General features: G+C 34.5%; 23 protein-coding genes. 5 read left to right on the forward strand and 18 right to left on the reverse strand.

Annotation, left to right across the window (positions count from 1 at the left end; genetic code table 11):
* Positions 1-301 precede the first annotated feature (301 nt).
* From EKG35_RS13950 to prsW, 4 genes are all read right to left on the reverse strand, one after another.
* Positions 302-955: a flagellar brake protein gene (locus EKG35_RS13950; protein WP_126295165.1), complete on the reverse strand. Its 654-nt coding sequence runs from the start codon at positions 953-955 to the stop codon at positions 302-304.
* Positions 956-1,037: 82 nt separating this feature from the next.
* A complete protein-coding gene (locus EKG35_RS13955; RefSeq protein ID WP_126295166.1) occupies positions 1,038-2,327 on the reverse strand; it encodes a PepSY1/2 domain-containing protein in 1,290 nt (429 codons plus the stop codon).
* Between the two features lie 12 nt (positions 2,328-2,339).
* Entirely contained in the window at positions 2,340-3,152 is an 813-nt protein-coding gene (gene sleB, locus EKG35_RS13960) for a spore cortex-lytic enzyme (protein WP_126295167.1), read from the reverse strand.
* 169 nt (positions 3,153-3,321) lie between these two features.
* Positions 3,322-3,996: a glutamic-type intramembrane protease PrsW gene (gene prsW / locus EKG35_RS13965; RefSeq protein WP_126295168.1), complete on the reverse strand. Its 675-nt coding sequence runs from the start codon at positions 3,994-3,996 to the stop codon at positions 3,322-3,324.
* Between the two features lie 83 nt (positions 3,997-4,079).
* Between prsW and EKG35_RS13970 the strand changes: the two genes are divergently transcribed.
* A complete protein-coding gene (locus tag EKG35_RS13970) occupies positions 4,080-5,051 on the forward strand; it encodes an asparaginase (RefSeq protein WP_126295169.1) in 972 nt (323 codons plus the stop codon).
* 233 nt (positions 5,052-5,284) lie between these two features.
* Here EKG35_RS13970 and EKG35_RS21000 read toward each other — a convergent pair whose 3' ends face one another.
* Positions 5,285-5,449 (reverse strand): hypothetical protein, encoded by a 165-nt coding sequence (locus EKG35_RS21000; RefSeq protein ID WP_185807764.1) that lies wholly within the window; start codon positions 5,447-5,449, stop codon positions 5,285-5,287.
* Between the two features lie 211 nt (positions 5,450-5,660).
* Here EKG35_RS21000 and EKG35_RS13975 point away from each other — a divergent pair, with 211 nt between their 5' ends.
* Positions 5,661-6,485, forward strand: a complete 825-nt coding sequence (locus tag EKG35_RS13975) for a methyl-accepting chemotaxis protein (RefSeq protein WP_126295170.1) — start codon at positions 5,661-5,663, stop codon at positions 6,483-6,485.
* Between the two features lie 361 nt (positions 6,486-6,846).
* Complete coding sequence (locus tag EKG35_RS13980; protein ID WP_400194534.1) at positions 6,847-7,791, forward strand: polysaccharide deacetylase family protein; 945 nt, start codon at positions 6,847-6,849, stop codon at positions 7,789-7,791.
* A 256-nt stretch (positions 7,792-8,047) separates the two neighbouring features.
* Here the strand turns inward: EKG35_RS13980 and EKG35_RS13985 are convergent, their stop codons facing one another.
* The 6 genes from EKG35_RS13985 to EKG35_RS21005 all read right to left on the reverse strand — a co-directional run bounded on the left by EKG35_RS13985 (position 8,048) and on the right by EKG35_RS21005 (position 12,810).
* Positions 8,048-8,851: an ABC transporter ATP-binding protein gene (locus EKG35_RS13985; protein ID WP_126295172.1), complete on the reverse strand. Its 804-nt coding sequence runs from the start codon at positions 8,849-8,851 to the stop codon at positions 8,048-8,050.
* Positions 8,851-9,888 (reverse strand): FecCD family ABC transporter permease, encoded by a 1,038-nt coding sequence (locus tag EKG35_RS13990; RefSeq protein WP_126295173.1) that lies wholly within the window; start codon positions 9,886-9,888, stop codon positions 8,851-8,853. Before EKG35_RS13990 ends, EKG35_RS13985 begins: the two co-directional genes overlap by 1 nt.
* Entirely contained in the window at positions 9,885-10,928 is a 1,044-nt protein-coding gene (locus tag EKG35_RS13995; RefSeq protein WP_126295195.1) for a FecCD family ABC transporter permease, read from the reverse strand. Before EKG35_RS13995 ends, EKG35_RS13990 begins: the two co-directional genes overlap by 4 nt.
* The gene (locus EKG35_RS14000; protein ID WP_126295174.1) at positions 10,918-11,976 is read right to left on the reverse strand and encodes an iron-siderophore ABC transporter substrate-binding protein; all 1,059 of its coding nucleotides are present in this window, start codon (positions 11,974-11,976) and stop codon (positions 10,918-10,920) included. Before EKG35_RS14000 ends, EKG35_RS13995 begins: the two co-directional genes overlap by 11 nt.
* 167 nt (positions 11,977-12,143) lie before the next feature.
* Entirely contained in the window at positions 12,144-12,605 is a 462-nt protein-coding gene (locus tag EKG35_RS14005) for a GNAT family N-acetyltransferase (protein ID WP_126295175.1), read from the reverse strand.
* Positions 12,595-12,810: a hypothetical protein gene (locus EKG35_RS21005; protein ID WP_126295176.1), complete on the reverse strand. Its 216-nt coding sequence runs from the start codon at positions 12,808-12,810 to the stop codon at positions 12,595-12,597. The genes EKG35_RS14005 and EKG35_RS21005 overlap by 11 nt, the downstream gene beginning before the upstream one ends.
* Positions 12,811-12,832: 22 nt before the next feature.
* On the opposite strand from EKG35_RS21005, the gene EKG35_RS14015 reads away from it, so the two are divergent.
* The gene (locus tag EKG35_RS14015; RefSeq protein ID WP_126295177.1) at positions 12,833-13,462 is read left to right on the forward strand and encodes a LysE family translocator; all 630 of its coding nucleotides are present in this window, start codon (positions 12,833-12,835) and stop codon (positions 13,460-13,462) included.
* Between the two features lie 1,034 nt (positions 13,463-14,496).
* Here the strand turns inward: EKG35_RS14015 and EKG35_RS14020 are convergent.
* From EKG35_RS14020 to EKG35_RS14040, 5 genes are all read right to left on the reverse strand, one after another.
* On the reverse strand, positions 14,497-15,468 hold the full coding sequence (locus EKG35_RS14020) for a YpdA family putative bacillithiol disulfide reductase (RefSeq protein WP_126295178.1): 972 nt from the start codon (positions 15,466-15,468) through the stop codon (positions 14,497-14,499).
* A 181-nt stretch (positions 15,469-15,649) separates the two neighbouring features.
* Entirely contained in the window at positions 15,650-16,405 is a 756-nt protein-coding gene (locus tag EKG35_RS14025; protein ID WP_126295179.1) for a metallophosphoesterase, read from the reverse strand.
* 226 nt (positions 16,406-16,631) lie between these two features.
* Positions 16,632-17,246 (reverse strand): LysM peptidoglycan-binding domain-containing protein, encoded by a 615-nt coding sequence (locus EKG35_RS14030; protein WP_126295180.1) that lies wholly within the window; start codon positions 17,244-17,246, stop codon positions 16,632-16,634.
* A gap of 117 nt (positions 17,247-17,363) precedes the next feature.
* Positions 17,364-18,809: a RecQ family ATP-dependent DNA helicase gene (locus EKG35_RS14035; protein ID WP_126295181.1), complete on the reverse strand. Its 1,446-nt coding sequence runs from the start codon at positions 18,807-18,809 to the stop codon at positions 17,364-17,366.
* Positions 18,809-19,813: a YpbB family protein gene (locus tag EKG35_RS14040; RefSeq protein ID WP_246020391.1), complete on the reverse strand. Its 1,005-nt coding sequence runs from the start codon at positions 19,811-19,813 to the stop codon at positions 18,809-18,811. The genes EKG35_RS14035 and EKG35_RS14040 overlap by 1 nt, the downstream gene beginning before the upstream one ends.
* Positions 19,814-19,939: 126 nt before the next feature.
* On the opposite strand from EKG35_RS14040, the gene EKG35_RS14045 reads away from it, so the two are divergent.
* Positions 19,940-20,188, forward strand: coding sequence for a ferredoxin (locus tag EKG35_RS14045; protein ID WP_126295183.1), 249 nt, complete (start codon positions 19,940-19,942; stop codon positions 20,186-20,188).
* A 422-nt stretch (positions 20,189-20,610) separates the two neighbouring features.
* Here EKG35_RS14045 and EKG35_RS14050 read toward each other — a convergent pair whose 3' ends face one another.
* Positions 20,611-21,078 carry a carbonic anhydrase gene (locus tag EKG35_RS14050; protein ID WP_126295184.1) on the reverse strand — a complete coding sequence of 156 codons (468 nt, stop codon included), beginning with the start codon at positions 21,076-21,078 and terminating at the stop codon, positions 20,611-20,613.
* 83 nt (positions 21,079-21,161) lie between these two features.
* Complete coding sequence (locus EKG35_RS14055) at positions 21,162-21,524, reverse strand: Na-translocating system protein MpsC family protein (RefSeq protein WP_126295185.1); 363 nt, start codon at positions 21,522-21,524, stop codon at positions 21,162-21,164.
* Positions 21,525-21,599: the final 75 nt, after the last annotated feature.

Genomic DNA, 21,599 nt, shown 5'->3' on the forward strand with positions numbered 1-21,599 from the left:
TCCTTTCGTACGAAGTCGGTTGACCAGACCTGACTTTATTGTACGACTGGAGTTTTTTTTATGTCCATAGCTATAAGCTTTCCGGAACCCCCTGCATAGCAGGGGGTTTTCATTTATACAATAAAAAAGGAGCCGTCCGAAAGTAATTTTTTGGACGACTCCTTGCTCAACGCAACAATAGTAAACCTATTCCTTCTATGACGACAATACAGGTTAAGAATATCGTAGAACTTTAAGCATACACTTATTTACTGCAATAAGGGGGAAATCCAGAAAAATTTACCTACTAAACATCCCTTATTCATCTTATTGCATCAATTTTTCGTCGTATCATTAGCTGGCGTTCAAAGCAAAAGCGTACAATATATTGCTTATCAATATCATCCGTATCTACAAATTGAATTGAAGCAAATTTACGGTTGTCCTTTTCAAAAATTCGAATAACGGTCGCTTCCGTCTTTACATATTGGATATCACCATTTGAAAATGGCAATACAATTGTTAAGAGTATTTGATCCCCATCTTTAAACGGGGGATCAGATTTTAAAATAAGCGCAATACCACCAGCGCTTATATCTTCAGTGATAAATTGATAATAATTATTTTTGAATTCAACTGATACATCTACTGGAGTGCTAACTCGCACAAATTCACGTCTTTGAATTTTTACGAATTCTTCTTCAGGCGGACATGATAGCATAATCGTTGGAATGTTTCCCATTTTACGTCCTAATACTTCAGTATTAAACGCATATGTTATCTTATCACCCGTAATAAATGTAGCACGGAATTGAGCACCATCCACTAAAAAAGCGGTCTTTTTTGTAACTGTATTTATTGGATAATCAATAAATAGAATATTGCCATCCTGCTCGACAACTTTACAATGAAAAAATTCTACACGGTCTGTATAAGTTGGTTCTAAAGTTAATGGAGTCCCGATTTTTAGTTCCATAAGTCTCGCCTCGCACAATAATGATACATTTATTATTGCACGAAACGTTTGTTTTTTCTATACGTATAACATTTTTTTGAAATTAAGCCATATATTCTACTTTTACAACGTCATGAGTTTCAGCATCTACTACGATTCTAAATGTATCATCTATACCATTGTCAAAATGTGCGATTACTTGATAGCATTTTCTTAATTGTAATGCCTCATTTTCTGTGTAAATTAATTTTTCATCTTCTACTAAAGTTCCTGGTCGGAAGAATGTTTCCCAATCAATTGGAATTACTTTTTGGTTTTCATCTATGTTTTCTTTTTGAACGTATTCCATTGCATTTAGCCCAAGTAGCTCCCCACTATCTTTAGATAGTTTTAATTGAACGCCATCTGGATACACAAGTGCTTTATCCTCTCCGGCAACTCTCGCTAATGCGATATGCCAAGCTTCATGATTTTCACGCATTTCAACAATTTGCAAATCATTATAACCAGCTCGTTTTAAAAGTTTATTTGAAATATCTTTTATTTGCTGCTGATTAACATTTCTTTCTTCTGAAATAGGTCGTTCAGATAAAAATGATAATATGTGGCCGCCCTTTACTGTAATATCTGCATACCCAATGCGGCTTCCTTTGACAAATTGGATATGATAGAAAGGATAAGGTGCATCATCTTTACTTGTCGATACAGTATAGGTTGCGTCTTTTACTCCAGGTACAATCAACTCTAATTTTTCAATTGCTTCATCCTTTGTAATTTCTTTATCATTTAGATTTTTTAAATCCCTTTTCTTTTGCCAATCCGATTCACTTGCAGTTAAAGGAAAATCCGTTTCAGAGTAAGATTTTAGGTTTGAGGCAACATTTTTAAATGGAGAATCCTTAGTTTCTTTAGTGGCAACCTGAGACCATTTTGAAAAATCCCCATCATTTTGATAGAAGTTTGATGTCGCCACAGTCCATTCATCAGATAGTGTCTCTAAATTTTTATGGACACCTTCCATTTTTTTATGCCACGTCTCATAATTCCCACTATCGGCAGTAGCTTTTGCTTCTTGACCTATTTTGCCGACATATCGCAGCCATTCATTTGTTATTTCGTTGTTTAACGGCAAACTGCTAATGGAAGAGCGGAACTCATTACTTGTTCGCCAAATGTTATCAAGTTCTTTCTCAAGGGCTTGTTGATCCTGAAACAATAACGATTGAGAAACAGACTGTTGAAGTGTCGATAATTTTTCTGATGCATTTGTTAAAGAATTTGTATATTGCCCATAAATTGCCTGTTCAAGCTGATCATTTCTTTGTTTTGAATCGTATGCATATAATCCAAGAGCTAATACTGCAATTGAAAGTAAATAGATAGCACTTTTCATGTTGTCCCTCCTTTAATAGCAGAAAATATGTTCACCGATTTGTTTAATTTGTGGTCTCGACCAAATCCATGCACTCGTCGCAGTATCTGGGTTAAAGTAGTACAATGCATTTTCAGATGGATCCCAACCATTCATAGCATCCAGTACTGCTTGTTTTGCTCTTTCGTTTGGTGTTAACCAAATTTGCCCATCTGCAACCGCTGTAAAAGCTCTTGGTTGGAAAATAATTTCAGAAATAGTGTTTGGAAAATCTGGTGACTCAAGACGATTCAATATAACAGCAGCAACTGCGACTTGTCCTTCATAAGGTTCACCACGTGCTTCGCCGTAAACTGCATTTGCCATTAATTGCAAATCACGTTCCGTATATTTTGGAGGCAATTGAACGGTAGAATTATTATTAGTACCTTGACCACCGCCACCTCCACCACCTCCTCCGCCGGCTTTTGTTTGATTAGCGAGAGGTGTTCCACCATAATGAGTAAATCGGTTGCCTTGTGAAATTTGTTGCATAACCCAATCTCTATGATATTGACTTGCATTTACTAATTTTTCTTTTGTGCCTGTTCCAACAACTCCATCAACATCAAGACCATATTTTTCTTGGAAATTTCTTACTGCCCAATAAGTTCCATAACCAAAAATACCGTCAATTTTACCTTTATAGAAGCCAATCCACTGCAACCTTGCCTGCAATTCGATGACATCATCTCCAAATGCACCTCTTTCAATCACTTGACTTGAAAATGCTAAAGTTTCATTTTGTTTTACTACAGCAAAAGTTCCAAACAATAAAATGATTGACATAAAGATACTTCTTACCATTTATTTCACTCCTTTCTCATAGCATGTAAAAAACAAAAACTTTTATACGTTAGTCATTTAGAAAAACATAACTTGTACAAAATAGTGCAAGTTCATGCCTTTTGTTATGAGGATTACCTTGTAAAATAAAAAAGCTTTTATTTTCACAAAAGATGAAAATAAAAGCTTTTTAAATTTTATTTTGCTCAAACAAATGCTGAACTAAATGTTGATGGGCTAATTTTACTTTTCGCAATGCAAACCACCATAAAAAAAGCATAAATGGAGCAATTAAGTATACCCAATATCCTTTAAAAGTTAAAATAGAGTTGTAAATAAGATGGAGCAAGATTGGAGCAAACAATGATAATAGTAAATATTCTATTTCTTTATCATTCTTTGCAAATTTACTTTTCCCATAATAATAGCCCATTACAACACCGAATAAGGCATGACTTGAGACTGGCAAAACAGCCCTTATAAATGCCGTATTAATGCCGAAAGATAATAAATACAAGACATTCTCAACTGTTGCAAATCCTAATGAAACACTTGCACCATAGAGTATTCCATCATATGGATCATCGAATTCAATATGCTTAAAGATCACTACAAATATGACTAGCCATTTAAAAAATTCCTCGAGTCCACTTGAAAATAGGACATCTCTTATAAAAGAATTTGAAAATGTACCTTCAGCTTGTAGTACATGTTGAATAAACATAATCGGGAAAGTGATTAGAGCACCATATATAAATGATTGAAATAAAGTTTTTCTTGGTTCAGTTGACATTTGATTGCGCAAATAAAAATAACTTAAAAGCGCTAAGCCTGGGGCAACCGCTGCAGATAATAAAATAAACATTGGTTACGATCCTTTCGTAACAGAATTAATGTTATTATAACATTAATATAGGTAAGAGAAGATTGTTTAAAGGAGATTTTATAATGAAAAAAAGTATTTTATTAATTCATACTGGCGGAACGATTTCAATGAAAATGAACGACGACGCTGGTGCAGTCATTCCGAATGAAAAAAATGCGATTCTTGGTATAAGCGAACAACTTTCACAATTCGCAAATATAAAAGAAATTGAAGCGTTCAATTTACCATCGCCTCATATTACACCGAAAGAAATGCTTGAATTACGAAACATTATTGTAAATTATACAAATGAAAATACAGTCGATGGAATTGTGATTACACACGGAACAGATACTTTAGAAGAAACAGCATACTTTTTAGATTTAACAACTCAAAATGATTTTCCAATCGTATTGACTGGAGCAATGCGCTCTTCTAATGAATTAGGCGCGGATGGTGTTTATAATTTAGTTGAGGCGGTTCGAGTGGCATGTAGTCCAGAAGCAAGAAATAAAGGCGTCTTGGTTGTCATGAATGATGAAATTCATCAAGCATTTAATATTACGAAGACCTCTACTTCAAGTGTTAATACTTTCCAAAGTCCTCAATACGGTCCAATTGGTTTAATAACTAAAAAAATGGTACATATTCACCAGTCCCCTGTAAGAAGAAGGTATGTTGAAGTGCAATCGATTGAAAAACGTGTTGCATTGTTAAAAGTTTATGCAGGTATGGAAGGGGATATTTTAGAGGCTATTTACAATTTGCATTATGATGGTGTTGTATTAGAAGGCTTAGGCCAAGGAAATGTTCCACCGGCAGTTGTTTCAGGAATCAAAAAAATGCTTGAAGCTAATATTCCAATTATTCTAGTATCTCGTTGTTTTAATGGCATTGCAGAAGGCATTTATGGCTATGAAGGCGGTGGCAAAAGCTTAGAAGAGCTTGGTGTTATTTTTGCCACAGGTATAAGCGGACAAAAAGCGCGTTTAAAGCTGCTTATTGGTTTAAACCAACAAAATAACCCAATTGATCTAAAGGAATTTTTTAATTAAATGGGCATGTTTTTGGGAAAAGCGCTCATAAATTCTTGAAAATCGCACATAAAGATTAGGAAACCGCTCATAAACTTCGGAAAAGCGCTCATAAAGTGTAGAAAACCGCACATAAAACCGGTTCTTACCCACTATATACACTATAATCAAACAAAAAATCTGCTCACTTTTTAAAAATGAGCAGATTTCTTTTTTTAGACAGCCTCTATAGTTGCCTACAAGCAATTATTTTTTCATACAAAATGATTTGTACTTAAAACCACCTTATGTGAATGTAATGCCGCAAGTAACAATGAATCCTTTAAATGATGCATATCAATTTTATTTGCCCAGTTGCTTTTTGGAATTGCTAATCCCCTTGTACAACGGCCTTCCTTAATATTCAGATTAGAAGACATCAGCCTATTTAGAAATATCTTTGGATATAAAAATCCTCCAATTGGATGCTTAACTTTTAAATTGATTAAGCATGTCAAAGGTAAATAAAGAGATTAGAAAACTCTAAAAATATTCATTTTTTTGCTCAGGTGTCTATTGACCGGGAAAGTTTACAATTTTTGATAGAAGTATAATATAATATTCTAAAAGAAACAAAGGGATGTGGTTCTAATGAATCCAAAACTAAAAGCAGTTGTTGACGCAATAGATATATACCAACTAACCTATCCGGAAGATGCCTGTATACTTATTTTTGATACCGAGAAAGTCGTTGGTTATAAAGCAGGGAAAAAAGTTGATTTAAAAATTATTATTGGCGAAACAGTGGAACAACATAAAAATACAACGAGTATACGTGCATTAAGAAGCGGAAAACCTCTTCGCGAGGAACGTGGACCTGAACTATTTGGTTTTTCTTATATCGCATCAGCTGTTCCTATTTTCGATAGAGGACAAGTGATTGGTGTGTGCACGGGCGTTATTTCTAATGATAGCATAAATGAATTACGCCTCGTATCAAACGAGTTATCTGCCTCTGTTGCTGATATGTCCGGGACAACAGAAGAGTTAACCATTGCAAGTGCAAACGTTTCAAAACAACTAGAGGAACTTTCTCAGTTGGCAGAAACTGCAACACATGACATTCAACAAATTAACTCCATTGTCACAACCGTAAAAGATATTGCACAAAAATCAAAAATTTTAGGGCTTAATGCCTCAATCGAAGCAGCACGCTCTGGTGTACATGGAAGAGGTTTTGCTATCGTAGCCAATGAAATTCAAAAAATGGCTCAAGGTAGTACCGAAAGCGCCGACACAATTACTAAAGAACTAAATAATATTAAACAATCAATTGAATATATTAATAACTCGACATCACAAATTTCTTCATTCACGCAGGAATTTACTGCTAACATGCAACATATGAGCTATACGTATACAAATCTCAACAACGTCGGTAAAAAACTAATGAAGCTGAGTAATATAAAAGAATAAAACTTGTTGTTAAATCAATTTAATGTTTATTAAACCACCATTTTATAAACAAAAAAACTAGTTACCTAAAGTCAACGCTTTGGTAGCTAGTTTTTTATTGTTTTTGTCTATTTACTCATTGATCTTATATAAAACGTAATGAGTATGATGATTAAAATGCAATAATAATTGGTTACGCCTGTGGTTTTCTTTACACTGTTCCTTCTTAGCCCACAACTATATCGTTGGAGAGGAATTCGATAATTAATTTAATTGATGGGAATAAATCTTATAAATTATTCTCTACATTATTGAAACATAATTCCTAAATAAGTGGGGAAAATTAAGATTTAAAGAGCTACGGAATTTAGAAGGAGAAAAAATAATGCGAAAATATCTTTGTTATCCTATATTGATTCTAGTGCTGACATTTGGACCATATAAAGCAATAGCAGAAGATACTAATAATTTTGCTAATATCACTACTACTTCACAAATGAAGAAGGATGACCTTTATAAAAAAATTCAAATGTTTAATGAACAGCATAAAATTAAACCGATTGATGCAAAAATTGATAGAGTGTGGAAAGCAATTCCAGGATACAATGGGCTAGAAGTAAATATTGAAGCCAGTTATAAAAAAATGAAGAAGGATGGAAAATTTAACAAAAACAAAATTGTTTATAAAGAAATTCCACCAAATATCCATTTAGAAGATTTAAATTCCGAACCAATTTATAGAGGCAATCCTCAAAAGCCAATGGTCGCATTCTTAATTAATGTGGCTTGGGGGAACGAATATATTCCAGGAATCCTCAAAGTTTTAAAGGAACATAAAATTAAGGCAACATTTTTCTTAGACGGTAGCTGGACGAAAAAGAACCCTGATTTAGCTAAGATGATTAAGGAAGCAGGCCATGAAATTGGAAACCATGCATATAGCCATCCGGATCTCCAGCAACGGTCTATGGCAGAGACAACTGAGGAATTGAAAAAAACAAATGATGTTATTGAAGAAATTTTAGGTATAAAACCGAAGTGGTTTGCTCCCCCAAGTGGAAGTTTTAATAAGACAACGATTCAGGTTGCTGAGCAGCTTAATATGAAAACAATTCTTTGGACAGTCGATACAGTAGATTGGAGAAAGCCTTCAACTTCGGAAATGGTTAGCCGAATCGTATCAAAAGTAGAGAATGGATCAATGGTCTTGATGCATCCGACAAAGCCAACCGCTGAAGGAATGGAAGCCATGATAACAGGTATTAAAGAAAAGGGATATCAATTAGGGACTGTCAGCGAACTTATGAGTGAAAAACGAATCGATTAGTTATTAATTTAACAACAGTAAAAAAGTTTTTCCTGAAGTAAGTTGTATCCTATTGTTATATCTACTTCCTTTAGACATTAGGAAAACTTCAGGATTCGGCTTTTTAAAATAATTGTACTATTATCTGAATTTTTTCACCTTACTTAGACTTAAACGAAGCTAAAACAAAAAACAAAGGAGCTGTCCTCGAAGTATGTATAACAAACTTCAGGGACAGCTTTCTTTTTTGAAAATGCTTTGTTAATTTATGAATATATCAATCTTTTACATGATAACGTCCTTTTGGAATTACTAATGGTGTATCTGACACTGGATCAGGAATAACAACACAATTTAAATCGAAAACTGATTTTACCAATTCGCTTGTTAGAACTTCTGTTGGTTTTCCTTCTGCTACAAGCTTTCCGTTTTTCACAGCAAAAATATAGTCCGCATATCGCGCTGATAAATTTATATCGTGTAATACCATCACAATTGTTGTACCATACTTATGATTTAAATTTGTTAGCAAGTCCAATATTTCTACCTGATACGTTATATCTAAAAAGGTCGTAGGTTCATCAAGAAGTAAAATATCTGTTTGCTGTGCTAGTGCCATAGCAATCCAAACTCGCTGCCTTTGACCACCTGAAAGCTCATCAATATCATGATTCGCAAATTCTGTAATATTCATAAATTCCATCGCTTCTTCGACAGCTTCATAATCTTTTTTCGACCATCCACTAAACAAAGATTGATGTGGAAATCTTCCTCGCCCGACTAAATCTGTGACTGTAATCCCATCCGGAACGATAGGAGACTGCGGAAGAAGTCCTAACATACGTGCCAATTGCTTTGGTGGGTATTTGTTAATCGCTTTCCCATCAAGTGTCACATCACCTTCAGTTGGCTTGATCAGTTTAGCCATCGTTTTTAAAAGAGTCGACTTTCCACAACCATTTGACCCTATAATGACGCTAATTTTATTTTTTGGAATCTCAATATCAATTCCATGTATAATTGTTTTATCATCATAGCCAGATACAAGACGGTCAGCTCGAAAAACATGTGTGTTGCTCATTATAATTCTCCTTTTCGGTTCATTCGAATCAGCAGATAAATTAAATATGGTGCTCCGAGCAGCCCCGTAATCACCCCTACCGGGAATCGATATCCAAATGCAAACTGTCCTATTAAATCTGCAAATAATACAAGGTTAGCACCAACTAGACCTGCCGGGAGAATATTTGACGCGCTAGCACCTACTAATCGATTGGCAATCGGTCCTGCTAAAAAGGATACAAAGGCAATTGGTCCGGTTGTTGATGTAGCAATAGCAATGATAATTACGGAACTTACGATTAAAGTAATTCTCAATTTATCAGTAGCTACACCAAGGGACGTTGCCATCTGATCTCCCAATTCCAACATGCTTAATTGTTTACCAAGGGTTAGCAGTATAGGTGTGAATACAACAACAATTAATATTAAGGGAAGTGCTTCACTCATTTTTGAGCCATTTAAACTACCGCTTAACCATCTTAGTGCTACAGCAATATCTTGTTGGGAACTTTTAAGAATCAAGTACGAAATAACTGCATCTAACATCGCCTGCATTCCAATTCCGATAATGATTAGGCGACCAATTGAAAAAGATCGCCCCCGGGATAATACGTACATGACGATGACAGTAATTAATCCCCCACCGACTGCTGCTATCGATACAACTGTATTACTTGAATGCAATACAATAATACAAAATACAGCGGCCACACTCGAACCGGATGTAATACCTAAAATATTAGGATTGGCCAAAGGGTTGCGTAACATTGTTTGGAAAATATAACCAGACACTCCGAAGGCAAATCCTGCAAATAAGCCTGTAATCATTCGGGGAAGCCGTATTGTATTGATAGCAAAATTAGCTCCTGCAATATCTTCACCCATTAATGTACGAACAACTACATTCACTGGATAAATCGTATTCCCTAATAAAAGCATCGCACAACAAAGAATGATTGCTATAATACTTAATATAGTAGTAATAAATATCCAGCGTCTTCTTCTTTGCCGCATTCCTTTTACGATAAAATTCGCATCGTCCAATTGATTTCTCATAATGACCTCACCTTCGATTTCTTAGCTAGTAAGATGAGGATTGGTGCACCAATAAAAGCTGTTACAATACCGACTTCTAGTTCTCCAGGACTTCCAAGCAATCTACCAAATACATCAGAAATAGTTAGAATAATAGCCCCAGCTAAAGCTGACATCGGAACTAAAAAACGCAAATCCGGTCCAATCACTAAACGCATCGCATGGGTGGCCAAGAGGCCGATAAAGCCTATTGGACCGGCTAAAGCAGTTGTTACGCCACATAAAATAACGCCTGCGCAAATTGCAAATACTCGCAGTACACCCGGTCGTACTCCGAGACCAGTTGCAACATCATCACCTAGTGCTAATGCATTTAATGCTGGTGCGGATATAAAGGCAATCAATACCCCAATTAATAAAAAGGGGATGAAAATGGCGACGGAATCCCATGACCCAGAGCCGACACTACCGACTTGCCAATATCTAAATTGATCCATCGCATATTGGCTTGGAATCATTATGGCTGTTACAAGTGAAGAAAGAGCTGCAGTAGTTGCAGCTCCAGCTAATACTAATTTAATTGGCGTTGCACCACCACGCCCCATAGAGCCTATTCCAAATACGAAAACTGCTGTAACAGCAGCTCCGATTAAAGCTAACCAAATGTACTGGCTTGCAGTTGTAATATTAAAAAATGTAATACCGCATACTACAAACAAAGCTGCACCTGTATTAACACCTAAAATACTAGGGTCAGCTAATGGATTACGGGTCACAGTTTGCATCAGGACACCCGCAATTCCTAGCGCTACACCACAGCACAAACTAAAAATCGTACGTGAAATTCGCTTTTGCACCACGTTTGCACCGTAAGAGTCTTGGTTTTGATAAAATAACCCATCCATTAATTCTTGGAAACTGACCACCCGAGCCCCTAATACTAGAGAAGCAATGATAGCAACGATTAATAAGATAAATCCTACTATTAAAATGAGGGAAAAATGCTTCGGTACATGTAAATCTAGTTTCTTTTTATTAGATTCGCCGGTACTATTCTTCAATTTTATCAATTGCCCCACCAATTAATTCTAAATATTCATCAATTGTATAAGCGATTGAAAGTGGGTTTGGAGTTCCAGCTGCAACTAATGGCGTATCACTGGTAATAAACGCAACTGAACCTCTTTCAACTGCTGGAATTTTCCCAAGTAAAGGATCCGCTTTAATCGTTTCGTAAAGTGCATCATCACCATAACCAACGATAATATCTGCATCAAATAAAGCTTCAACATTTTCAGCACTCAATTTTAATGAATAGCTCGATGGATCTGTAATAAGTTCAGTAACACTTTCTGGATACGTCAACCCTAATTCTTCTAAAAATGATACTCGAGAATCAATTGGAGTATAAATATGTAATTGAGATAAATCATCTGCTGAGAAATTAACCCACACTACCTTTTTCCCTTCGATTTGAGGGTAAGCACTTAATTTTTCATCAATTAAACTTTCGATATCTTTAATTAATTGTTCTCCTTCCTCTTTCATACCCATACCTTGCGCATTAAGTTCAACTTGCTCGCGCCATGTAGTAGCCCATGGTGCAGTCGGATAAGCTACAACTGGAGCAATTTGAGTTAATGTTTCGTAATCTTCTGCTGTGATGCCAGAGTATGCAGCAAGAATGACGTCCGGATTTGCATCCGAAATCGCTTCAAAATCTAAACCATCTGTATCTTGGAAAACATTCGGGTCAGTTGCTCCTAGTTCATCTAACTTTTCTTTTGTCCATGGTAATAAACCGCTATCATCCTGAACACCAAAGTTTGCAGCTGAAAAACCTACTGGTACTACACCCAGAGCTAAAGCGACATCTTGATTTCCCCATTGTATCGTCACAACTCGCTCTGGCTTAGCTTCGATAACAGCCTCCCCTAGAGCATGTTTAATTGTAATTGGATATTGGGAATCTGTTTCAGTTTCAGTTGAAGTTGCTGGCTCTTTTTCTACTTCCTCTTCTTTTGAAGACTGACCAGAGCAGCCTACTAAAGCAAAAATGGTAATTATCGTTAGCGTCAACATTAGTAAAAATGATTTTTTATTTTGCATATGTACCCTACCTATCTAAAGTTTTTGACATAACTCATTCGATTGCAAACAAAAAACAATCGATAATGATTATCATTACCGATTAATTTAAACCAATTTTAACAAACTGTCAATAATTTCGAAAATTTACCAACTAAATTACAAGATTACGATTTGCAAATAGCTTTTTAAGATGATAATACCTTCGTCATAAAAACACTATTGGGATCCTCTTTGTAATCTGAAAATGGATTACAATATTCAAACCCAAAGCTTTCGTAGAGCCTTCTAGCAGGTTCAAATGCATTCATTGAGCCTGTTTCTAAACTTAATCTAGTATAACCACGTCTCTTAGCTTCCTCAATTATGTGTTCAAGCATTCTTTTTGCAACACCTTTTCTTAAATGAGAGGTTGCTGTTCGCATTGATTTAATTTCCCCGTGTTGACGATCAAGTTCTTTAAGTGCTCCACAACCAAGTAATTCACTCCCCTCCCATGCACTCCATAAGGTAATCTCTGGTCCTTTTAATTGCTCAAGATTAAGTGCATGTATACTTTCAGGCGGAGAATTTAATGCCATTCCTAAAAGATGTTCCTTTATTAATTCAGTTATTTCGGGACCAGTCAAATCATCAATTTTAATATCCATATTGAATTAATACCTCTCTTTTTAAAAGTTTGAGTGTAAACAGCAGATAAAACTTTTCTTTCTTCGGTTGTTTTATCTCTTCAACAAACGGCTCAAAAATCCCTTGTTGAATAATGAATGATTTAATTGAGAGCAAATAAAATTCATATTCAATTAACTCCACATTTTCTATATAATTTAAATACATTCCAGAAGATTGTATCATTATGAGAAAGGTGAAAACAAAAATGGAAAACTTTTATCTATTTGTTCTAATGTGTATTTTACTAATTATATTACCAGGACCCGATACTGCCATTGTTACAAAAAATACTCTTACTGTTGGAAGACTTGGCGGTCTTAAAACAGCTTTAGGCAGTTGTTGTGGGCTTATTATCCATACCTCTGCTGCAGTATTAGGACTGTCTGCCATCATTGTGAAATCCGCTTTATTATTTTCTTTCTTTAAATACGTTGGTGCTGTTTATTTAATTTATCTAGGAGTTAAAACATTATGGTCATTGAGAACACAAAAAGAGGCAACAACCGATGATGACAATGGACTAAATCAGCTTGATAATAAATCTTGTTTTAAACAAGGGTTTCTTACAAATATCCTAAATCCTAAAGTTGCTGTATTTTTCTTAACCTTTTTACCTCAGTTTGTAGACCAAGGAAACGATACATTTATCCCATTTCTTATAATGGGAATCACTTATACTATACTAACTGTCATTTGGTTTTTACTGTATGTCTATTTAATTACTCAGATTAGTGCTTTTATGAAGAAACCTAAATCACAAAATATTATCGAAGGTCTTACAGGTTCAATATTGATAGGTTTTGGTATAAAACTTGCGTTAGAAAAGTCTCATTAAAAGCTTTGCAATATTTAAGAAAAGGCGGAGTATAGAGAACACAAAGAAAGATATAAATCTTATGTTTTTTATACTCTCAAATAATACTTTTTCAATTGATAAAATATCCACATCTGATTGTCATGGGTGTTGTTTTGTTTAAATAATTTCATTTCAAAGCCTCTTTTCTTCTCAACACACCTTCATACCAAATAAATTTTTCATAATATTTTAGTAACAAGAAACGTAATAAAAAAGCAAGCAACTAAATTTTAGTCGCCTGCTCACTTAACATTATTTCTTTATATTATGTGATTTTACAATGGAAATGAATAGTTTAAAGGATTTAATCCGAGGTCTTCATTTAATAACCCTTGTAACCAATTCAATTTCATCAATTTTAATTATATAATGGTTATCTTTTATAGTTGTATAAGCAAAAAGATATAAAAACTTCAAAAACAAGAACATATGTGCTATGATTTGTGTAATAGTTTGGAAACTCAAGGGTGGTTGGCTCACTCCCCGGGAAAGGGGATGACGCCCGTGACAGTATTTGAAGCATTAATGTTTGCAATAACATTCGCAACATTGATTGTATCAATACTTTCAGAAAACCATAAAAAATAACCCATCCTTGAGTTAACGGCTCAGATGGGTTACCCCTATTAAACAGCCAACCCCTTTAGGGACCAACTATTATGCTTGACTACTTGATGTTGTAGCATCGGGTAGCCTTTTTTAAGTTACGTTCTTATTACCTTAATTATACATAATTTTTGTAGTTTTACAAGAATACATCTTATCCAAAACATTTTGTTAAGGATTCCCCTTTTGTACGCCTCACTTTGAGCAGAATAATAGGCATTTGGAAGCGAAATTATTTTCCCTTGCCCAGGCTCTGTTCCTTTTCTCCCCAGTTAATTTCAGTCCCAGAATGTTGAATACCGTATATATTTCACAAACTTATCATTCTAAAATAATAGTCATCTTTAAGTAAAAAAACAATAATGTAAAAAAGAAGTAGTTCCATGAAAGAGACTACTTCTTATGTTTTATTTCCCTTGTTTATCAACTATATTTTTTGCAATGAAACCTCCATGAAACTTCCCATTTTCAATAAAAATTTCATTGGCATTATTACCTGCAGCGAGTACTCCAGCAATATATAAATTTTCTACGTTTGTTTCCATTGTTTCCGGATCATAAGTTGGGCGTCCTGTATCCTCATCAATAGTTACACCCATTGCACGAATAAATGTATGATCTGGGTGATATCCAGTCATGGCAAAAACAAAATCATTTTTAATTACGACTTCCTTGCCTCCTATATTTAATACAACATCATTGTCGTGTATTTCTTTCACTGTTGAATTAAAGTGCATCGTAATTTCTTCATTTCGCACAAGTGCTGCAAATTCCGGCAAAATCCATGGCTTAATGCTAGGAGAATAGTCGCTGCCTCGATAGCAAACAGTTACCCGTGCTCCTGCTTTATTTAATTCCAAAGCAGCGTCTACTGCTGAGTTTTTTCCGCCAATAACTAACACATCTGTATCAAAAAACGGATGTGCTTCTTTAAAATAATGATACACTTTCGGTAAATTTTCACCTGGAATGTTCATATAGTTCGGTTGGTCATAGTAACCCGTAGCAACGACAACATAAGGTGTTTCATATATTGCTTTATCAGTAGTAACTGTAAAAAAGCCGTTTTGCTCTTTTATTACAGACTCTACTTTTTCAAAACGATTGACATGGACATTTTTCAATTTAACGACTTCACGGTAATAAACAAGCGCCTGATTACGATGAGGTTTTCGTTCTTCCGTAATAAATGGCACATCACCAATGCCCAATTTTTCACTTGTACTAAAGAACGTTTGATGTGTAGGATAATTATAAATGGCATTTACAATATTCCCTTTTTCTATAACAATCGGCTTTAATCCTATATTTTGCAATTCAATTGCTGCTGATAAACCACAAGGTCCTCCACCAACAATAACAGCATCTACTTTTTGCATCCTAAAACATCTCCTTAAAACCTTAACTACTAAATATTATACTGCTACTTATTTGCCAATTGTTTTAATCTGCTCAAAAAAGCAGGCATCCTGCTTATTCTAGAAGTTCCTACCCCCACTGAGAAGAAGGCACTTTGCTTTTAGTTGAAGACCACAACTCGAAGGGCACTTTAAAAACTTTTCATTTAGTAAAATTCAAGTCAATCATGTGACATTGGGGTTTTGCGCCTAATCTCATTGGCAGCAATGTTGTTCCATAACCATTACTAATTATAGTTGCAACACCATCATTCATCTTAAATGAACCATGTGGATGTATCCCAAATTTACCTAGCCTTATTTGACCTCCATGCAAATGTCCTCCTAGCATTACGTCTGCATGATATTGTTGCCGCACCTTGTAAAATACTTGCGGATTATGAGAAATAAATACGATATAATCCTCTTCATTTGTTTTTTCAAATGCCATATCGAATTGTGCATTTTTAGTAGAAGTATCATCGATTGCACTTAACCAAATTTTATTATGAGAGTTTGGCAATGTTAATGCGTCATTTTCAATGATGTGCACATCCAGTTCACTAAAAATGCGGCGAAGCCTTTGCTCTCCCACTTCACGATCATTGTTTCCCCAAACAAAATAAATAGGACCCAATTTCTTTAGTAAATTTATATTTTGGTAAATACGCTCTATTGGTGTACGTTTATCAGCAAAGTCTCCGCCAATAATCACTGCATGTATTGGTCTATCTATTCGTTTTATCATTTGCTCGTCAATTTTACGTACATGAACGTCTGAAATGAAAAAAAACCTCACTTGTTCATTGTCACCAGCTAATTCAATGCTATGATGGAGCAAATTGTTTTCAAAAGCTTGCTTAATCATAAATAGGACTAAGCCAATGCAAATGACTAGAACGAAAAGCAAAACTATCATTCATATGTTCCTCCGTTCTAAAGAAGAAAAGCGCAAGTTCCTGCCCCTACTCCTGTATCTGCGCTTTCGCCCCACATTTTATCCATAAAGCAAGTTTTATTATTTCCTTAACAAACAAAAAGACGAGGCGGAAAAACAGATACCGTCGTCTTTTTAGTATTTCATTCGCAATTAATGCAAATGAGTACATATAAATTTAGTATATGAAATAACAAAACAAATTACACTAATTAGGTATTATTAGTGATTGTCCAACCGAAATGCTATCAGAATTTAAATTATTTGCAGCTTTAATTTTTTCAACACCGCTTGCATCATTATAATACTTCAATGCAATGCGGAATAAATTCTCATTGGGTTGTACAGTATGTACTTGTCCATTTGCTTGCTGCTCTTGCTGTTGCTCCTGCTCTGACTGCTGTTGTTGATTATCTTGTTCTTTATTTGCATCTTTAGCATCAGTTTGTGTTTCAGCTTGAACTGTTTTTTCTTCTTCAGTTATTTCTTTATCTTCAGCTTCCACATCAGAGTCAATTACTGCCTCGTCCTTTTCTTTGCTATTAGCCGACACAATATTATTTGTTTGCAATTCAACAACAGTTCCATCCTCTTCATTTTCAGCTACTTCAGGTTCATTAGGATTATAGAAGAATGATACATAAACTAATATCATAATAGGAATACCAAGTAGTAAAAATAATAATATCGTCATTAATGGATTTTTTCGTTTTTTCTTTTTAACACTACGGCGTGAACGTGACATTCTCGAGTTTTGTTGTTCTTCGAATTCTATTAATTGACGATGTTCTTCAATTTTTTCTCTATAATCTTCATTACTCATGAGTACCACCTCCAACACTATCTTTACTAATTATGACGAAATTTCTCTAAAAAGTAAATGATGGTAAGAGATATTTCCATAGATTTTTGCCTTAAATTAACTCAATTCGACAAAATATTACAAATTTCCTATAAGTAACTTCTCAATACGCTTTTGCCAAGACATTTCATCATGCCCTAGTTCTACTTGTTGGCGCGGGTTTATAATTTCTTGAAGTGAAATTCCGCAAGCTGAACAACAATTATCGGGATTTTTTTCTAAATTTTGACCAAAATATTGAACAAGCATTTTTCGCATACATTGACTCGTTTTAACAATTCGCATCACCTCATTAACCTCTTGAAGTTTTTCATTTTTCATGTTTTGAAGAACATTTTTCACTTCATTAGTAGAAAGTTGATTCATCCAATAATTAAGTACTCGAAAGCCAGTTTCAGATATTTCCCCGTTATTAATCATATTACTCGGAGGTTCATTCCTTACTTTGTAATTGTCATAGATTTCAATATGTACCTCATTAGGCAACTCATCAATTCCAATAAACCTTGCAAAGTCCTCATCACCTTCTGCATAAAGAAGAATAGCTACGGCATCTTTTCCATCGCGGCCAGCTCGTCCTATTTCCTGCATATAATTCGCCATATTCGAAGGAATGGACTCATGTATTACTTGCCGTACATTTTGTTTATGAACACCCATTCCAAAAGCATTTGTTGCAACAATCCATTCAAGAGAACCGTTAATAAATTGCTGCTGTATAAACTGACGATCTAAAGTATCTTTCCCGCCATGATAGGCTGCTGCAGAGAGTCCTGCTTGCAACATTTTTTCGCTTATCATTTCTGTTTTTGTACGTGATTGTGTGTAAATAATCCCTGGACCTTCAGTTTCAGTTGTATGTCTTAAAATCCAATCAATTTTATCCTCTCGATCATAAAACATAAATTTAGTCAAATGTATGTTCGGTCGATCAACTGAATGAATGTATTCAAAAGGCTCCTTCATTTTTAGGTAGTCTTTTATATCACCAACTACCTTATCTGTTGCAGTTGCAGATAAAGCTAAAATAGGCGGTCTATTGTCATTTCCTACTACTTCTCCAATACGCAAATAATCTGGTCGGAAATCAAACCCCCATTGTGAGATACAATGTGCTTCATCTACTACAATTAATGAAAGTTCCATAGTGTTTAATTTTTGAAGTACTTGCTGCTGCATAAGCATTTCTGGTGAAATAAAAATAAAGCGATAGTGATGTAAGGCTTGTACAACATTTCTTTTTTGATGTGCATTTAAAAATGAATTTAGTGCAACAACTCGCTTTTCTTTAAATTGCTTTAATTGATCGACTTGATCCTGCATAAGTGACAATAGAGGTGAAATGATTAAAACCGGTTTATTAAATATGTAACCGGGAAGCTGATAGCAAAGGGATTTCCCCATACCAGTTGGAAGTAAAGCTAAAACGTCATTTCCCATAAGGATTTGTTCAATAACTTCTTTTTGCCCAGGTCGAAAGGAAGTATAACCAAAATATTTTTCTAATAATGCTTCTAGCTGCACTATAAATCCCCCCTTGCTAGTACGAGCCGCAATTGAAAATAAGTTAAATGAGGCAATACTTCATGCAATACTTTAAGTTTTTTCGTATTATAGTCTTCTATCGCATTTAAAACTAACTGTACATCCCGTCCGCTTATAAATTGCTCAATAGAGAAATGAGGCTCATTCATTGCGAGTTCAACAATATGATCTTCAATTGTACTAATTTTTAGTCCGCGTATTTTACTAATTTGTTCTATTGAATAACCCTGTAAAAAAAGCTGTGTACTTTGAAATGCTGAGCCGGTTAATGGAATGTTAATACGAACGTTTTGTGCAACATTATTTAATAAAGGATACTGCTCAGCTTGAGAGGTAATGCTATTTAGCCAACTATGTAAACCTGCAATATATAGCAGTTGAATATCCATCTCGGATACCTTTTCAATGAAGCTTAATTGCTGCCAAGTAAACCCGGCAACCTCATACCCTGCTAAACGATTTATAATAATGCTCTTAACTTTCTCTTCAATATGAGTATTTTCTAAACTATGAATCATCTCAGCCATTAATTGTTCATGAATTGTTCCTTCTTGAAAATTGTTTATTAACAAGAAATTTTTTACCCATTGCTGAATCACCTCATCTTTTTGAATAGGAATAAACGACATCTGCCCTGCCTTTTTATGTGAAAGACTTTGTATTATTAATGATAGTCGTGCAAAAAAAACATGCTCGTTTCCTCGATAATGCCATCCATCGAATGGTAAATTTCCTATGTCCTCAATATGATTATTCATAAGCTCATAAGAACCTGCTTCATCAGTCCTTATAAACTGTTTTTCTATTAATAAAGAAATCTCTTCATCATATTTTTTTCTTGATAGTTTTGGCAAGATTCCAAAAAAATGATGCAATTGATATATCCCTACATCTTGAATTGTTTGTCCTGAACGTTTCCCCCTCAATAAATGGAATGGTGCAGAAATAGTACGTTCCTGGTTCAACTTGTGGAAAATTTGCATAAGAATCTGTTGGAAAATCAAAATCAAATCCTCCGTTTTCGTAGTATTTATGTTGAAAAGTAATTTAAACAGATTTAGAATAGAAAAGAAGCTTAATGGAGCGCACGTAAAAAAGGAGAGATAATCATGCCAAAATATACTATTGTAGATAAAGATACATGTATCGCATGTGGCGCTTGTGGTGCTGCAGCCCCAGATATTTACGATTATGATGATGAAGGTATTGCCTTCGTTATTTTAGATGATAACATGGGTACTACAGAAGTTCCAGAGGATCTATTAGAAGATATGCAGGATGCATTTGAAGGCTGCCCTACTGATTCAATTAAAGTTGCAGATGAATCATTTGATGGCGATCCTTTAAAGTATGAATAATTTATGTGAGGTTGAAGCAAAGGGCCACTTTTGTGACAACCTCATTTTTTATTTCGGTAAAAGCACAGAAAATGTCTCCGACAAAAAGGGACGTCTCAAAATGCTGTGAGACGTCCCCTTTTTTGCAGCGAAAGGCAAACCATTAGTCCTTCTCAATTTGTACCGAAAGCGAAGCGATAGGTACAATTTTTCTACAACGAGGGCAAAGCGACAAGTTTAAAAACTTGATATAAAATAAAGAAAACTGTCCTAGAAGTTTGTCATACATACTTCTAGGACAGCAGACTTTTCCTAATTCGAAGTAAATTAAGAATTATTTCCAATCTATTCTATCATCAATAAAATTTATTTTGCTTCACAAATAGAGTTTATAGTAAAACATCTAATGAGAAAGATTTCCTCATTAAATAAAATAGGTTAATTTAGAAATATGTTTCGCTTTCCCTATCAATAATTAATTCAGTAATTTTTACATCTGATGGTATTAAAGGATGTTGACGAATGACGCTGACAGTATTTTGCGATCCAACTGATAGCACATTCCCATCTAACCATTCACTTAAATTATTTCCAGAAAATTCAGGCTTGCAATTTTCAAAAAGATAATTTAGAATTTGAATCTTCTCTAATGATTCCTTTTCTTGAATAACTTTACTTAGTGTAGTTAGTGAACTCTTTTGTTGATCTTCTTTAGGAGTTATTACAACTATCTCTTGAATATTGTGCTGATAAAGAGCAATAATGATATCCCTCATTATATCATCAAAAGGTGACATAACAGGACTATCGTATTGTAAAACAATACTATTTTCCTTTTGTTTTATTAAATTGTCTATTTCTATATCAGCACAAGTTATATATAATGCTTTTATATTTTCAGCTTTATTCATCAAATTCACTCCATACAATGATTGAATTCTACTTAATTATTAAACTTTAACTGACCATTTATTAAATAAATTAAATACAATAGTCATAACTTGCTTTGTAAATCATCCGAAAGTTTAAAGACCATAATTCGTTCTCCAGTTTTCGTGCTTAAATCGGTATAAAAGCTAACTACTTCTTCACCTGTTATCTCTAATAGTATTTCTTTTAGTTCGTCTACACCTGATTCCACTAAATTGTTTCGATTTATTTTTACTGATAACAATCCTTCTTTATCTTGGCACACAGAATACTCTGCAGGAGTTAATATTCCTTTTAGGACTACAATTACCATATCGCGTAAAATATCTGATTTAACAGATACAGAGCCGCGTCCAAGATAATTTTTCTCCCAGTGAGTTAAGGCTTTACTTATTTCCGCTTCAATAGATCCTTTTGATTTTTCCATAATGACTTCCTTTCATCCTGTTCCACATATCGTTGTTACACATATTTTTTAAAATTTTTTCTTCACCTTTAATCA

It is taken from the genome of Lysinibacillus telephonicus (assembly GCF_003966145.1).
GTDB classification, from domain to species: Bacteria; Bacillota; Bacilli; order Bacillales_A; family Planococcaceae; genus Ureibacillus; species Ureibacillus telephonicus.

What these genes read in the sequence shown, in the direction of transcription:
- EKG35_RS14005 (WP_126295175.1), bottom strand. Translation starts at nt 12,605, where the DNA reads ATGGATATTAAAATTGATGATTTGACTGGTCCCGAAATAACTGAATTA.
- sleB (WP_126295167.1), bottom strand. Translation starts at nt 3,152, where the DNA reads ATGGTAAGAAGTATCTTTATGTCAATCATTTTATTGTTTGGAACTTTT.
- EKG35_RS13955 (WP_126295166.1), bottom strand. Translation starts at nt 2,327, where the DNA reads ATGAAAAGTGCTATCTATTTACTTTCAATTGCAGTATTAGCTCTTGGA.
- EKG35_RS14025 (WP_126295179.1), bottom strand. Translation starts at nt 16,405, where the DNA reads ATGATAGTTTTGCTTTTCGTTCTAGTCATTTGCATTGGCTTAGTCCTA.
- EKG35_RS14030 (WP_126295180.1), bottom strand. Translation starts at nt 17,246, where the DNA reads ATGAGTAATGAAGATTATAGAGAAAAAATTGAAGAACATCGTCAATTA.
- EKG35_RS14015 (WP_126295177.1), top strand. Translation starts at nt 12,833, where the DNA reads ATGGAAAACTTTTATCTATTTGTTCTAATGTGTATTTTACTAATTATA.
- EKG35_RS13985 (WP_126295172.1), bottom strand. Translation starts at nt 8,851, where the DNA reads ATGAGCAACACACATGTTTTTCGAGCTGACCGTCTTGTATCTGGCTAT.
- EKG35_RS14020 (WP_126295178.1), bottom strand. Translation starts at nt 15,468, where the DNA reads ATGCAAAAAGTAGATGCTGTTATTGTTGGTGGAGGACCTTGTGGTTTA.
- prsW (WP_126295168.1), bottom strand. Translation starts at nt 3,996, where the DNA reads ATGTTTATTTTATTATCTGCAGCGGTTGCCCCAGGCTTAGCGCTTTTA.
- EKG35_RS13950 (WP_126295165.1), bottom strand. Translation starts at nt 955, where the DNA reads ATGGAACTAAAAATCGGGACTCCATTAACTTTAGAACCAACTTATACA.
- EKG35_RS14050 (WP_126295184.1), bottom strand. Translation starts at nt 21,078, where the DNA reads ATGAATAAAGCTGAAAATATAAAAGCATTATATATAACTTGTGCTGAT.
- EKG35_RS14000 (WP_126295174.1), bottom strand. Translation starts at nt 11,976, where the DNA reads ATGCAAAATAAAAAATCATTTTTACTAATGTTGACGCTAACGATAATT.
- EKG35_RS13970 (WP_126295169.1), top strand. Translation starts at nt 4,080, where the DNA reads ATGAAAAAAAGTATTTTATTAATTCATACTGGCGGAACGATTTCAATG.
- EKG35_RS13990 (WP_126295173.1), bottom strand. Translation starts at nt 9,888, where the DNA reads ATGAGAAATCAATTGGACGATGCGAATTTTATCGTAAAAGGAATGCGG.
- EKG35_RS14040 (WP_246020391.1), bottom strand. Translation starts at nt 19,813, where the DNA reads ATGCAAATTTTCCACAAGTTGAACCAGGAACGTACTATTTCTGCACCA.
- EKG35_RS21000 (WP_185807764.1), bottom strand. Translation starts at nt 5,449, where the DNA reads ATGTCTTCTAATCTGAATATTAAGGAAGGCCGTTGTACAAGGGGATTA.
- EKG35_RS14055 (WP_126295185.1), bottom strand. Translation starts at nt 21,524, where the DNA reads ATGGAAAAATCAAAAGGATCTATTGAAGCGGAAATAAGTAAAGCCTTA.
- EKG35_RS13975 (WP_126295170.1), top strand. Translation starts at nt 5,661, where the DNA reads ATGAATCCAAAACTAAAAGCAGTTGTTGACGCAATAGATATATACCAA.
- EKG35_RS14045 (WP_126295183.1), top strand. Translation starts at nt 19,940, where the DNA reads ATGCCAAAATATACTATTGTAGATAAAGATACATGTATCGCATGTGGC.
- EKG35_RS21005 (WP_126295176.1), bottom strand. Translation starts at nt 12,810, where the DNA reads ATGATACAATCTTCTGGAATGTATTTAAATTATATAGAAAATGTGGAG.